Origin of the sequence: Clostridium porci (genome assembly GCF_009696375.1) — a bacterium.
Lineage (GTDB): Bacteria > Bacillota > Clostridia > Lachnospirales > Lachnospiraceae > Enterocloster > Enterocloster porci.
Genome location: NZ_VUMD01000001.1, coordinates 45,488 through 59,386, shown reverse-complemented (window position 1 = coordinate 59,386; position 13,899 = coordinate 45,488). Strand labels below are relative to the sequence as shown.

Below are 13,899 nucleotides of genomic sequence, written 5' to 3'. Positions count from 1 at the left end.
AGATATTTCTAAAGAATTCTAAAGATACCTCCATTTACCCCTCAGTTCAGAGTATCCCAGAAAGCAGAATCCGAATTTCAAACATACTCTCATCTGATTCGGTATCTACATCCCCGCCATGGTTGCGCGCAATCTGGCGAATGCTTTCTAATCCAAGCTTGTGGCTCTCCACCTTCGCTTTCTCCGCCTTTCTCCTGTTCCTCTGCCGTATTACCAGGCCCTCCCCCTGCTCAGACACCCACAGCTCTACCTTACCTTCGGGGTCGGCATATTTTTCCACATTTGAAGCTAGATTATCAAAAATCCGTCTCAGTTCCTGTACATCAAAGGTTCCCGAAAATGCGGGGCAGTGTTCCAAATGAACTGTACAGTCAAACTCTTCCTCCAATCCATCCTCCCATTCCGCAGCCAGCTGCTCCATCAGCAGCTTTCCATTATCGATTCGCTCCGAGCTTCTTCGTCCCGTATCTAAAAGGCGGTCCGTCAGCTCCTTTATCTGCTGCGCCTTACGTCCCATCAGTCCAACATATTCATACACTTCCTCCGGTTCCGGCTGACCTTTCTGCTTCATATACTCCGTATAGGATAAAATCGCTGTCAAAGGCGTCCTGATATCATGTGACAGTGTACGTATCAATCCCTCTCGTTCCTTTTGCATCTCACTTTCCCTGGCTTTCATCATTCGTTCCGTTTCAGCGAGAAAATTAATGCTTTGGGCCAGCTCCGCCAACTCGTTGTTCCCCTCCACCGGTATAACAAAATCCATTCTGTGTGTTCTAAGAGCCTCCACCCCATGGATGATCTCCCGCAGATACATTAATTTCTGAGCCATCAAAAATAAAAACAGGGCCACAAAGAAAATAACTGCCGCACAAAGGCTTAGGCTGCGTATCCACCCATTCATGGTCAGTATCTGCATTTCTGTCAGGTAAATATCCTTTTCTTCATAATATGTGGTTGCCACAGACATTGCTGTATAATATAAAAAACCAAAAAAGAATATGGCTATGGCTGCCGTCGCGCCCAATATTCCCAGCACTTCCCAGGAAAGCCGTTCTCTTCTTTCTTTTTTTCTACTCCTCCACATAATACCCTCTTCCCCATGCCGTTTTTATGTATTTCGGATTTCTGGAATCATCCCCTAATTTTTTTCTTATATTTTTAATATGCACCATAATGGTACTGTCACCTACAGCATTCTCCTCCCAAATGCTCTGATAAATATTTTCAAGGGTATAGATTTTCCGCTTGTGAGTCACCAGAAGCTCCAGGATCTTAAATTCCGTATGAGTCAGCGGAATCACCTCATCCTGCCGCAGAACCGACTGATTCTCCAGGTTTAATGCCAGATCCTGAAACAGAAGCTTACTTTTCTTACCCGCCAGCCCCTTTGCGCATCCTCGTTCACTTCTGCGTAAAACCGCCTTTATACGCATCAAAAGCTCCATATTGGAAAAGGGCTTGACAATATAATCATCCGCCCCAACCGAAAAGCCCATCACCTTATCAGACTCACCGGAATATGCCGTCAAAAAAATCATGGGCGCCTCATAGCGCTTCCTTATTTCTGCTCCCGCCATAAAGCCGGACAGCTCCGGCATATTTACGTCCAGAATATACAGATCGATTTCATCCGAAGCAAGGTCTATGGCTTCCCTCCCATTTTCCGCAATGCTAAGCTCGTATCCCTCCCCTTCCAGAAGCAGCCGCAAAATATCTCTGATTTCCTTCTCATCATCCGCAATCAGCAGATTGTATTTTCCTTCCTTCATATCTATCCCTTTCACCCTTCTATTCCAATGCTCCATGGAGGATGCAATCCATTTGCGGCTCCTTCCGCTTCACGGCCCTCCTTATACGCCTGCAAACTGACTTTTATATAATGCTGCATAGAAGCCCTTTTGTTCAAGAAGCTCCTCATGCCGTCCCTTCTCCAATATCCTTCCTTCCTTCATCACCAGGATCACATCCGCCTCCTTAATGGTAGACAGGCGGTGGGCTACAATAAAGCAGGTTCTTCCCTTCATCATCTGTGCAAAGGCCTTCTGTACCTGCAGCTCCGTCCTGGTATCGATGGAGGAGGTAGCTTCATCCAATATCAGCATAGGCGGCAAACAGAGCATAACCCTGGCAATACAAAGCAGCTGTTTTTGGCCCTGAGACAGGTTTCCGGCTTCCTCGCTGATAATGGTATCATAGCCCTGAGGCATACGCATGATAAATCCATGGGCATGAGCCGCCTTCGAAGCCTGCACGATCTCCTCCTCTGATGCCTCCGGCCTCCCATATGCAATATTTTCCCGTATGGTTCCTGACTTAAGCCAGGTTTCCTGAAGCACCATTCCGTAGCTTGCGCGAAGGCTCTCTCTTGTAACGTCCCTTATATCCCGTCCATCTACCTTGATGGCCCCTGATCTTACGTCATAAAACCTCATCAGAAGATTGATCATGGTTGTCTTTCCACAGCCTGTAGGACCTACAATGGCCACTCTCTGCCCAGGCTCCACCTCCAGATTTAAATTCTCAATCAGCCTCTGATCCGGCTCATAGGAAAAGCTTACAGCCTGAAGCTCCACCCTTCCCCTGGCCTGCTCCAGCTTTACAGCGTCCTCCTTATCCTCTGGAATGACCGCCTCATCCATCAGCTCAAAGACCCTGGCCGCACAGGCCAGCGCATTCTGGAGCTCAGTCACCACTCCCGAAATTTCATTAAAGGGTTTTGTATACTGGTTAGCGTAGCTTAAAAAGCTGGTCAGCTGCCCTACCGTCATAAATCCCTGAATCGCCCCCCAGGCTCCGGTCATTCCTACAGCCGCATATACCATACTGTTGACAAACCGGGTAGCCGGATTTGTTATAGATGAAAAAAACACAGCCTTCAGGCTGTACCCTTCCAGCCGCTTGCTGAGCGCTTCAAACCGGGACTGAACCTGACTTTCACAGCCGAAAGCCTGAACCAGCTTCATGTTGCCCAGCATCTCATTTGTAAGAGCCGTCAGCTCTCCTCTGGTTTCCGACTGGCGCTGAAACATCGTAAAGGTTTTCTTTGCGATAAAGCTGGCCACAAACAAGGAAAGGGGTGTCAGAAGCACAACGACAACTGTAATAAAAGGATTGATCAAAACCATAAAGGCCAATGTGCCGCCAATGGTCATCACGCCTGTAAACAGCTGAGTAAAGCCCATTAAAAGCCCTTCCGAAAACTGATCCACATCTGCGATCATGCGGCTGAGAATGTCCCCGGATGGCTGAGAATCCAGATACCTCAGAGGCAGCCGTTCCACATGCTTGAATGCTTTTGTGCGTATATCCATCACCACCCGGTAGGTAATCCTGTTATGAATGTGGTTCATCAGCCACTGGGCAGCAGCCGCAAGAGCTACTATCACCAGAATTTTCCATATTATTTTTGCAATTTCCCTGAAATCCACCTGTCCCTTTGCCACAACACAATCCACTGCCTGGCCAATCAGGACAGGAACATACAAGGTAAGGGCAACCGTAAGCAGAGCCAGAAGCAGAGAAAGGATTACCGCCCACCTGTACTGCCTGATATATTCCAATATTTTCTTTAGGGTCCCTCTGCCTGTATCTCCCGTCATAGAAGCCTTCCTACTGCTCATCCTTCTCAACCTCCTCAGATAGCTGGGACAGGCATATTTCCCTGTAAACCTCACAGTTTCTAAGAAGCTCCCTGTGGGTTCCCAGGCCTGCCAGATGCCCATCCTCCAGCACCAGTATTATATCTGCATTTTGTATGGCAGAGGCCCTCTGAGAGATAATGAACACAGTCATGTTATCCATATGCTCTCGAATCGCAGCCCGCAGCCTGGCTTCTGTAGCAAAGTCAAGAGCCGACGCACTGTCGTCTAAAATCAGGATTTCCGGCCTTCTCACCAGAGCTCTTGCAATGGTGAGGCGCTGTCTCTGGCCTCCTGACAGGTTCCTTCCCTCCTGGTCAATAGCAAGCTCCAATCCCTGCTCCTTGCTGTCAACAAATTCCCTGGCCTGGGCTATCTCCAGGGCCTCATAGATTTCCTCATCCGACGCATTCTGCCTTCCCCATTTCATATTGTCCCGAAGGCTTCCCTTAAAAAGCGACGCATGCTGGGGAACCATCCCCACCTTCTCTCTCAGCTCCTTAAGTCTGTACTCCTTCACATCTGTACCGTCAATCAGGACCTGCCCTCCAGACGCTTCATAAAACCGGGGAATCAGATTCACCAAAGTTGTTTTACCAGAGCCTGTTCCTCCAATCACTCCAATGGTCTGTCCTGGCATAGCTTTAAATGAGATGGATTTTAAGGCCTCTGCCCCAGCGCCTTCATAGATAAAATCCATATCCCTGAACTCTACCTTTGGCGCAAAAGCTGTTATCGCTTCCGGCCTGGCTTCTGCATGAGCTGCCGGTGTATACACTTCCCCCCACTTTATTCCCTCTTCCTTTCTTTGGGGCTCCCGGATGGAGCTCTCCACCTGGAACACTCCGTCCACCCGGTTCATGCAGGCAATGGCTTTGGAAATTAAAATTATTAGATTTGCCATCTTAATAAGCTCTACCAGAATCTGGGACATATAGTTTACCAGGGCAATAACCTTACCCTGACTGATGGCTCCCGCCTCCACCTGCTCTGCTCCAGACCAGAGTACGGCTACTAAAGCTATATTGAGAATTACATAGGTAACAGGATTTAAAAGAGAGGATGTGTTTCCGACAAACACCTGCATCTTCACCAAACGGGCATTTTCGCCCTGGAATTTCTCAGTCTCGCTCCTCTGCCGGTTAAAAGCCCGTATCACCCGGACTCCCGCCAGGCTTTCTCTGGTAAGCAGGAGCACCTTATCAAGCTGTCTCTGAACCGCTCTGTAAAGAGGCATGCTCACCAGCATAATTCCAAATACCACCACGCACAAAACCGGTATGGCTGCCACAAATATCATAGCGGTTCTTACATCCACTGTAAAAGCCATAGCCATAGCTCCGAAAACCACAAAAGGGGAACGCAGCAGCAGGCGCAGAGCCATATTGAGCCCATTCTGAACCTGGTTGACATCGCTGGTCATTCTGGTAATCATGGCGGAGCTCCCCAACTGATCCAGCTCTGTATAGGAAAGGCCGCCAATATGAACAAATAAATCATTTCTCAAACGGGCAGCTATCCCTGCGGCTGCCTTAGCTGCAAAATACTGGGCTGTGAGGGAGCAGGCCAGTCCGATCATAGCCAACATAAGCAGCAGGCCTCCCATCCTCATAATGTATCCTCCATCCCGGTTTTTGATTCCCACATCTACCATGCTTGCCACTACCAGGGGTACAAAAAGCTCGAAGCTAGCCTCCAGCATCTTAAAAAGAGGGCCAAGAACACTCTCCTTCTTATAATCCTTCATATATCTGAATAATCGTTTCATCCCCTGCTCCAATCCAAAAGGACTATCCCCTGCAGCCGTCCTTGTGGCAGACAATAGCCCTTTTTCATTCTATTCCTCCTACTCCAAATACAGGTTGCCTCAACTGTAAATTTCCAAGCCCTTATTGTACCGATCCTGCCTGCCATGTTCTCTCCCCTCTGCCGGGCTTATAATAAATCTCAAACTACAGTATATACTATTTATTACTAAATTACTATCCAAACCTTATCTCATTCTGTCAAAATCGGTGTTGCCGCAGCAGCTTTGTCCAGGACAGGCAAAAAAGCAGGAAGCCTTTTTAAGGCCTCCTGCTCTTGCTGCTGCAGAAGATGGGAGTCGAACCCACAAGGTATTGCTACCACACGGACCTGAACCGTGCGCGTCTGCCAATTCCGCCACTTCTGCATCTCGCTGCTTTTACAAGCAACGAAGATTATTATAATGGATATAAAAGCTATTGTCAATCATTTTTAATCCAAAATGTTTCAGATCCGTTCAATGGCTCTATCCTCTTAATTCAATGCCAAGGCCCTTCAGCCCATTTAAAATTTTATTCATAACAGAGGTTACCTCCTTTTCCTCCAGCGTATGGTCCTTTGCCCTGAAGGTAATGGAATAAGCCACTGACTTATGACCTGCCAGCACCTGCGCTCCCTCATAGATGTCAAACAGCTCATAGCTCTCCAGCATCCTGCCCCCTCTTTGCTCAATCACCTCCTCAATCTGTCCTGCCAGAATATCCTTAGGAACTACCATGCTGAGGTCACGGGTAACAGCCGGGAATCTGGCAATTCCGGTATACTTCCGATCAAAGGTAGTGTATTCCATCATAGAAGGCATATCAATAACAGCAATATAGGTTCTATCACCGATTTTATAATTGTCAGCCACCTCCGGGTGAACCTCTCCTAAAAAGCCGATAACCGTTCCCTCATAAAGGATGTTGGCTTTTCTTCCGGGATGGAGATAGGGATGCCCGCACTGAGGATTATAGCGGGGCTTCCTGCCCATCCCGGCTTTCTCCAGGAATTCCTCTACTACGCCCTTCATAGTATAAAAGTCCCCGTCTCCATAAAAGCCTAGGGTAAACTGCATCCGCTCATCCGGGAGCTGGGAAAGAGGCAGAGCCTTGGGGCGGTATACATTTGCCAGCTCATAAAGGCGCACAGCCTTATTCCTGCGGTTATAGTTGGTGGACAGAGAGGTCAGCATACCATTTAAGGAAGTGGTTCGCATCACGCTGAAATCCTCCCCCAAAGGATTGGAAATATTCACTGCGCTTCTCAGCGGACTGTCTGTGGGAATCAGCATTTTATCAAATACCCTGGGGCTCTCAAACGAATAGGTCATTCCCTGAGAAAATCCGCTGAATTCTGCAACCTCCCTTGCGATCTGCTCAATTCTCAGCTTATAGGACAGCTTTCCTGTAGTAGCTTCTCCAGAAGGAAGCGTGGCTGGAATCCTGTCATATCCGTAGAATCTGGCAACCTCTTCTGCCAAATCTGCCATTCTCTCCAGATCCTGGCGCCAGGTTGGAACGATGACCTCCTTTTGTTCAGGGTCAAACCCAAGATCAATCGCCCTGAAATACGCTAGCATGACTTCCTCTTTCACATTCGTTCCAAGCAAACGGTTGATCTTGGAGGAGTCAAAGGGGATACGACGTTCCCTTTTTTTCTCAGGATAAATGTCGATGATTCCTCCGATAACCTCTCCTGCCCCCAACTCCTGAATAAGCTGGCAGGCACGGTTTACAGCTTCCTCTGCTGTATTGGGATCAAGGCCCTTCTCGTACTTGCCAGAGGCGTCTGTCCGAAGCCCCACCTTCTTAGCAGAAAGGCGAATGTTCGTTCCGTTAAAGCAGGCAGACTCAAACACCAGCCGCTTCACATCATCGGTAATTTTGGAGTTTTCACCGCCCATGATACCGGCGATGCCCACCTCCTTTTCCCCGTCATTGATCATAAGAATGGTAGAATCCAATTTCCGCTCCTGACCGTCCAGCGTCTGGAATACGTCCCCATCTGCCGCGCATTTTACTATGATTTCATGCCCTGCCAACTGATCATAGTCGAAGGCATGCATTGGCTGTCCGTATTCCTCCATTACATAATTGGTAATATCCACAATGTTATTAATAGGGCGAATTCCGCTGGCTGCCAGCCTGCGCTGCATCCACTGAGGAGACGGAGACAGCTTTATATTCTTCACCATCCTAGCGCAGTAGCGTGGACACAGCTCTGTATTTTCCACCTGAACCTTCAGATAGTCATGAATGCTTTCATGGTTGCCTGTAGCAACTGCTGCCGGAGGAACAAAGGTCTTTTGGAAGGTAGCCGCCGCCTCTCTAGCAATGCCGATCACACTGTAGCAGTCCACGCGGTTGGATGTAATCTCGTACTCAAACACCACATCTCTAAGCCCCATAACCTCCACTGCGTCAGCTCCCGGCTCGCTGTCTGCCGGAAGCAGGTAAATACCGCTTTCCGGCGCATCTGGATACATATCCCTGCTTGCTCCAAGCTCCTCTACAGAGCACATCATGCCACAGGATTCCACACCTCTTAATTTGCCTTTTTTTATTTTAATTCCTTCCTCCGGAATGGCTCCTCCATCATGGCCTCCTGCCACACGCCCCCCGTCCAAAACCACAGGAACCTTAACTCCCGCCGACTCCTTTGTAATGTTTGGAGCGCCTGTTACGATCTGCACAGGTTCCCCTGTGCCCACATTCACCTGGCAGACCACCAGCTTATCCGCATCGGGGTGCCGCTCCACGGAAAGGATTTCCCCCACTACAATCTTCTCCAGATTTTTATCCAGGCAAGCATAGCTCTCCACCTTAGTGCCTGTTAGGGTCATAGCGTCCGTGTATTCCTGAGCCGTTACATCCAGATCCGGAACATATGCTTTAATCCATGATAATGCTGTATTCATGTCGTTTCTCCCTTTCTATCTTCTCACTGGTTTTCGATCCATCTCAGAACTGCTTTAGGAATCGGATGTCATTCTCATACAAAAGGCGCATATCGTCAATCTCGTACTTAAGGAGGGCGATACGCTCAAGCCCCACTCCGAAGGCAAAGCCTGAGTACTCGTCAGGATCAATGCCGCACATTTCCAGCACATGGGGATGCACCATGCCGCAGCCTAAAATCTCAATCCAGCCTGATCCCTTACAGAACCGGCAGCCTCTGCCGCCGCACTTAAAGCAGGTTACGTCTACCTCCGCGCTTGGCTCCGTAAACGGGAAATGGTGGGGACGAAATTTAACCTTGGTCTCAGGTCCGAAAAGCTCCTTTGCGAACTCAGCCAAAGTTCCCTTCAAATCCGCAAAGGTAATGTTTTTATCAATCACAAGCCCCTCAATCTGGTGGAAGGAGGGTGAATGGGTCGCGTCCACCTCATCGGAACGGAATACACGTCCCGGAGCAATCATACGAATGGGAAGCTTTCCCTTCTCCATCGTGCGGATTTGCACAGGAGAGGTCTGGCTTCTTAAAAGTATTCTGTCATTGATGTAAAAGGTATCCTGCTCATCCCTTGCCGGATGTCCCTTTGGAATGTTCAGCTTCTCAAAATTATAGTGATCATACTCCACCTCAGGCCCTTCCACCACTTCATAGCCCATTCCTATGAAAATACGCTCCACTTCCTCCAATGCGATGGTATTAGGATGACTGTGGCCTGTTTTACGCTTCTTCCCCGGAAGGGTTACGTCAATTACCTCTTTTTTTAGCTGCTCCTCCCTGGCCTTTCTCCCAAGAACGGCCTTGGCCTCCTCCAGACAGCTTTCAATCGCAGTCCTGGCATCATTAACCATCTGTCCTACCTTGGGCCGCTCCTCAGGAGCAACATCCTTCATACTCTTTAATAGATTTGTAAGCTCTCCCTTTTTTCCCAGGTAGCTAACCCGTATTTCATTCAGCGTTTCAAGGGCTTCTGAAGACTGAATCTGCTTCAGGGCTTCTTTTTTGATTTTTTCTAACTGCTCTCTCATGGCTTCTCCTTTTCTTTATATGGCTTCAGGAACCTCACAAAACAGGCTTTGAGCCTTTCCCGTTTATCTGCCTGATTTACGCATTAAGGCTACGGCTTGCAGACCGCTATTGAGTTCTTGTCAGCTACTCCGCTTGGGACTTCTCACTAGGAGCAGAGCATGACCGTCACACTATAAAAGCCCCGTCTCTTCATCTGAAGGGACGAGGCTGTAAGCTCGCGGTACCACCCTGCTTCCCGCTCCGGCTGTCTCGTTATGCAGAGGAAGCCCGGACAGGCGCTCATATCACGTAACGTGTGTAAACGTCACAAACTACCGGGAGTCTCCTCCCATTCATCCGTGCGGCTTCCGTGGGAATTTCAACTGCTTATCTGAACCTGGGCAGGCTTTCAGCCGGTGGCCTTCCCTCTCTGACGGAAAATAAAGCATCTACTATACACGTTCATAGCCTTTTAATATGAATCTAATCTTCATTCTATCCACATCTTTTGAAAATGTCAAGACTTTTTACTATGTTTTTCACAACAAACGCAGAAGTGAATTTTATATTTTATTCAATCATGCATTCTCGCTATGTTTTTAAACTGGACAAGCCGGCTTAGCCAGAGCGCATCCGGCAGGAGTTGCCGCGCACCCCCCCATGGCTGTTTCCCGAAATTCCACAGGAAGCTTTTTACCAATGGAGTACATGGCCTCCAGCATCTCATCAAAAGGAATGAGCTGCCTGATCCCGCTAAGAGCCATCTCAGAAGCAGCCAGGGCATTGGCAACTCCTGCCGCATTTCTGCTTTGGCAGGGACATTCTACAAGGCCTCCTATCGGGTCGCACACAAGGCCCAGCATGTTCATCAGAGCAATCGAAGCCGCATCCAGGCATTGTCCTGGCGTTCCACCCATCAACTCAACGGCAGATGATGCTGCCATAGCTGAGGCAACCCCTACCTCCGCCTGGCAGCCTCCTACCGCTCCGGCCACAGTAGCATTGCGCATAGCCAAATAGCCTATAGCGCCTGCATTAAACATTACATTGATAACTCTGTCATCAGATATGTGATACTCATCCTTCAAAGCAAGCATAAGGCCAGGGACAATGCCTGATGATCCCGCCGTAGGAGCAGCCACAATCAGCCCCATAGAGGCATTCACCTCAAGCATGGCTACTGCATAAGTCATAGCCCGGCTCAGCACATTACCACAGATATTCTTTCCCTTCGCCCGGTGCTTATCCAGCAGTTGGGCCTCTCCTCCTATGAGGCCTCCTATTGATTTTTTCGGATTTTTAACCGGTATAATAGAAGATTCCTTCATAATTTCCAGCGCGTGCTTCATCTTTTCTGTTATCTCATCTGGATTTTTATGTTCAAGCTGACATTCCCGAAGCTTCATAATCTCGGAAATGGGCTGGTATTGTGTTTGACACAGCTCCAGCAACTCTTTTCCACTTTTAAAGTCTGCTTCCATCGGTTCCTCCCTGCAAATTAACCAGCATTACATCCTGGACATATTTGTTTTTCTTAATCTCACCTGATACATGTTCAGTCAGCTGCCCGTCTGATTCCACAATGCTGTAAGCCAGTTTACCCTTTTCTTCTCTGAACAGCTTCATAAAAGCAATATTAACATTCTCATCGCTGAGGCAGCGAGTGATATGGGCCACTACACCTGGCTTATCCCTGTGAATTACGATTACTGTGCTGTATTCTCCCGTAAAATCCACCTCTACGTTGTTGATTCGGGTAATGCGGATTTTACCTCCCCCAAGGGATTCCCCCCGTATAGTCATCCTACGTCCAAGCTCATTGGTCATAACAATATCTACTGTATTAGGATGAACCTCCGTTTCTCTTTCATTCACAGCAAAGGAAAATAAAAGTCCCCTCTGCCGGGCGATGGAGAAGGAATCAGGAATCCTCTTGTCATCTGTAGCAAAACCCATGATTCCTCCTAAAAGAGCCCTGTCTGTTCCGTGTCCCCGGTAGGTCTTGGCAAACGAACCATATAGAATAAATTCCACTTTTTTGATTCTGCCGCTAATCATCTTGCGGGCCAGGCAGGCAATAGAGGCAGCCCCTGCCGTGTGGGAGCTGGAGGGCCCAATCATATTGGGCCCTAAAACGTCAAATACACTGATATATGGCATATGATTCTCTCCTATGCAGTTTCCTTCATTATAAACCTGTGGTAAATTGTGTCAATAATCACTCCAATGGCATTATCGCCAGATACGTTGCAGGCAGTGCCAAAGCTGTCCTGAGTAATATAAAGAGCAACCATAATGGCGCAGATAGGTCCGTTGGGATCTCCAAGCTCCCGTCCGAATATCATCCATAGGAACGGCAAAGCCGTCATGATGGAACCCCCTGGAGCACCCGGAGACGCAACCATAGCAACTCCTAAAGTGGCAACAAAAGGAACAACCGTGCTCAGATTAATGGGAAGCTGATTCATCAGACATACTGCCGTAGCACAGGCCGTAATTGTAATGATTGAGCCGGACATATGTATGTTGGCGCACAAAGGAACCACAAAATTCCGTATCTGTTCAGAGATGCCGTCTGCCGCGGCACATTCCAGATTCACAGGAATGGTAGCTGCTGAGGACTGGGTTCCCAGAGCCGTAATATAGCCGCGAAGCTGATTCTTAAGCAGCCTTGCAGGATTTTTCTTTCCCACTGACCCTGCCACAATAAATTGGAACAAAATAATTACAAGATGCATAATGATAACCACCAGAAACACCTTCCAGAGGATACCCAAAATAACAAAGGTCTTTCCGGATCGGGTCATGTCTACAAAGGTTCCGCAGATATACAGAGGAAGGAGCGGAATAATAACGGAATTTAAAACCTTATCGATCATTCCCGAAAAATCCTTCATAGACTCGTACAGCGTATCGCCGATTGTCCGTCCCCTAAGGGTAGAAAAACAAAGCCCCAAAACAAATGCCAGCAGCACAGCTGAAAGGGTATCTAACACCGGAACGATTGGTATGCTGAAAAATGCCTCCACCGATTTCCCTGATGTGGCGGCTATCTGTTCCAGAGCGCCTTCATCCATAAAGGAAGGAAAAAGAGTGCTGGATACTGTATAGGAAAAGGCGCCTGCAATCAAAGTTGAAACATAAGCAATACCCACAGTTATAAGCAAAAGCTTTCCAGCTCCCTGTGACAAATCTGCAATTCCCATGGTAACATAGGCCAGAATCATCAGCGGAATAATGAACTTCAGGAAATTGCTGAACATGCCAGATGCCGTTACCACAAGGCGGCAGACAACCTCTGGCAGAAACTGACCAATCAGAATACCAAGGATAATAGCGATAACCAGCCTTGGCACAAGACCCAGCTTCTTCTTTTTAGTTTCCATTTTCATACCTCCATTATTGCAAATTGGCAAATTCACGATTGACGTCCTCGTAATTATATTGTATCATAAACAATATTTATAAATCAAATTCATATAATAAATAGGTGCGTTGAAAAAGAATAATAATAAAGGAGGATTTTCCCATATGGAATTAAGGCAGATTCAATCCTTTATCACCATTACACAAGTGCAAAGCTTTTCAAAGGCCGCCGAGCTCTTGGGCTATTCTCAATCAGCCGTTACCGTGCAGATCCGCCTTCTGGAAAGAGAATTGAATGTCCGCCTATTTGACAGAATGGGAAAAAAAATTTCTCTTACCTCTCATGGCCGCCAGTTTCTTGTCTACGCTAACAATATAATTCAGGAAATGCATAAAGCAGAGCAGCTGGCAAGACAAAATGAAGAGCTTCATAATCCCCTGCACATAGGAACCCTGGAGTCTCTCTGCATTTCCAAGCTTCCTCCCATTTTTCACTACTTCCGGCAGAATTACCCCAACGTTCCCCTGCGTATAACAACCAGCACCCCAAAAGCGCTGATTGAGATGATGGAAAGCAACCAGCTAGACTTGATTTATATTTTAGACAGGCCTCGTTATCATAATAACTGGAATAAGGTGATGGAGCTTAAGGAGCCTATCGTCTTCGTTTCCTCTCCCTCTTTTTATATGGTTGGAAAAAAGAAAATTCATTTAGAAGAATTGATAGCAGAGCCTTTCTTTCTTACGGAAAAAAATGAAAATTACAGAAGGGAGCTAGACCAGTTTCTGGAATCCAAGGGATTAGAGCTGACCCCCTTTCTTGAAATCAGTAATACAGAGTTTATCATTCAGATGATGAATCAAAACCGCGGCATTTCTTTTCTTCCTTTTTTTGCAGTTCAAAAAAGCATTAAAGAGAAACGCCTGGCAATACTGGATGTGTGTGATTTCCAATCAGTGCTGTACCGTCAAATCTTTTACCACAAAAACAAATGGAAAACCCAGGAAATGGACTGCTTCATCCGGCTTGCCAAATCAAGCTTCTCCTGATTTCTTCATAGAGACAATCAGACCAGCCTAAGGGAAACCGTCCTTTTGAAACCAAAGCGTGATAACATAATATAGCATATTCAGAAAGGTCAAT

Annotated in this window: 10 protein-coding genes and 1 tRNA gene; 1 reads left to right on the top strand and 10 read right to left on the bottom strand. The window is 47.5% G+C overall.

Annotated elements, in window-relative coordinates; genetic code table 11:
- Positions 1-46: 46 nt before the first annotated feature.
- The 10 genes from FYJ39_RS00250 to FYJ39_RS00205 all read right to left on the bottom strand — a co-directional run bounded on the left by FYJ39_RS00250 (position 47) and on the right by FYJ39_RS00205 (position 12,775).
- Positions 47-1,087: a sensor histidine kinase gene (locus FYJ39_RS00250; protein WP_154470477.1), complete on the bottom strand. Its 1,041-nt coding sequence runs from the start codon at positions 1,085-1,087 to the stop codon at positions 47-49.
- Positions 1,074-1,772, bottom strand: a complete 699-nt coding sequence (locus FYJ39_RS00245) for a response regulator transcription factor (protein ID WP_154470476.1) — start codon at positions 1,770-1,772, stop codon at positions 1,074-1,076. The genes FYJ39_RS00250 and FYJ39_RS00245 overlap by 14 nt, the downstream gene beginning before the upstream one ends.
- Positions 1,773-1,853: 81 nt before the next feature.
- Entirely contained in the window at positions 1,854-3,623 is a 1,770-nt protein-coding gene (locus FYJ39_RS00240) for an ABC transporter ATP-binding protein (RefSeq protein ID WP_154470475.1), read from the bottom strand.
- Positions 3,613-5,409, bottom strand: coding sequence for an ABC transporter ATP-binding protein (locus tag FYJ39_RS00235; protein ID WP_154470474.1), 1,797 nt, complete (start codon positions 5,407-5,409; stop codon positions 3,613-3,615). The genes FYJ39_RS00240 and FYJ39_RS00235 overlap by 11 nt, the downstream gene beginning before the upstream one ends.
- Positions 5,410-5,730: 321 nt before the next feature.
- Positions 5,731-5,814, bottom strand: a tRNA-Leu gene (locus FYJ39_RS00230).
- A 99-nt stretch (positions 5,815-5,913) separates the two neighbouring features.
- Positions 5,914-8,346, bottom strand: a complete 2,433-nt coding sequence (gene pheT / locus FYJ39_RS00225) for a phenylalanine--tRNA ligase subunit beta (RefSeq protein WP_154470473.1) — start codon at positions 8,344-8,346, stop codon at positions 5,914-5,916.
- A gap of 43 nt (positions 8,347-8,389) precedes the next feature.
- Positions 8,390-9,409 carry a phenylalanine--tRNA ligase subunit alpha gene (pheS, locus tag FYJ39_RS00220; RefSeq protein ID WP_154470472.1) on the bottom strand — a complete coding sequence of 340 codons (1,020 nt, stop codon included), beginning with the start codon at positions 9,407-9,409 and terminating at the stop codon, positions 8,390-8,392.
- 579 nt (positions 9,410-9,988) lie between these two features.
- Positions 9,989-10,870 (bottom strand): L-serine ammonia-lyase, iron-sulfur-dependent, subunit alpha, encoded by an 882-nt coding sequence (sdaAA, locus tag FYJ39_RS00215; protein ID WP_154470471.1) that lies wholly within the window; start codon positions 10,868-10,870, stop codon positions 9,989-9,991.
- Positions 10,854-11,549, bottom strand: coding sequence for an L-serine ammonia-lyase, iron-sulfur-dependent subunit beta (sdaAB, locus tag FYJ39_RS00210; RefSeq protein ID WP_154470470.1), 696 nt, complete (start codon positions 11,547-11,549; stop codon positions 10,854-10,856). The genes sdaAA and sdaAB overlap by 17 nt, the downstream gene beginning before the upstream one ends.
- 11 nt (positions 11,550-11,560) lie before the next feature.
- Positions 11,561-12,775, bottom strand: coding sequence for a dicarboxylate/amino acid:cation symporter (locus FYJ39_RS00205; RefSeq protein ID WP_154470469.1), 1,215 nt, complete (start codon positions 12,773-12,775; stop codon positions 11,561-11,563).
- A gap of 145 nt (positions 12,776-12,920) precedes the next feature.
- Here FYJ39_RS00205 and FYJ39_RS00200 point away from each other — a divergent pair, with 145 nt between their 5' ends.
- Positions 12,921-13,805, top strand: a complete 885-nt coding sequence (locus tag FYJ39_RS00200; protein WP_154470468.1) for a LysR family transcriptional regulator — start codon at positions 12,921-12,923, stop codon at positions 13,803-13,805.
- The last annotated feature ends 94 nt before the right edge of the window (positions 13,806-13,899 follow it).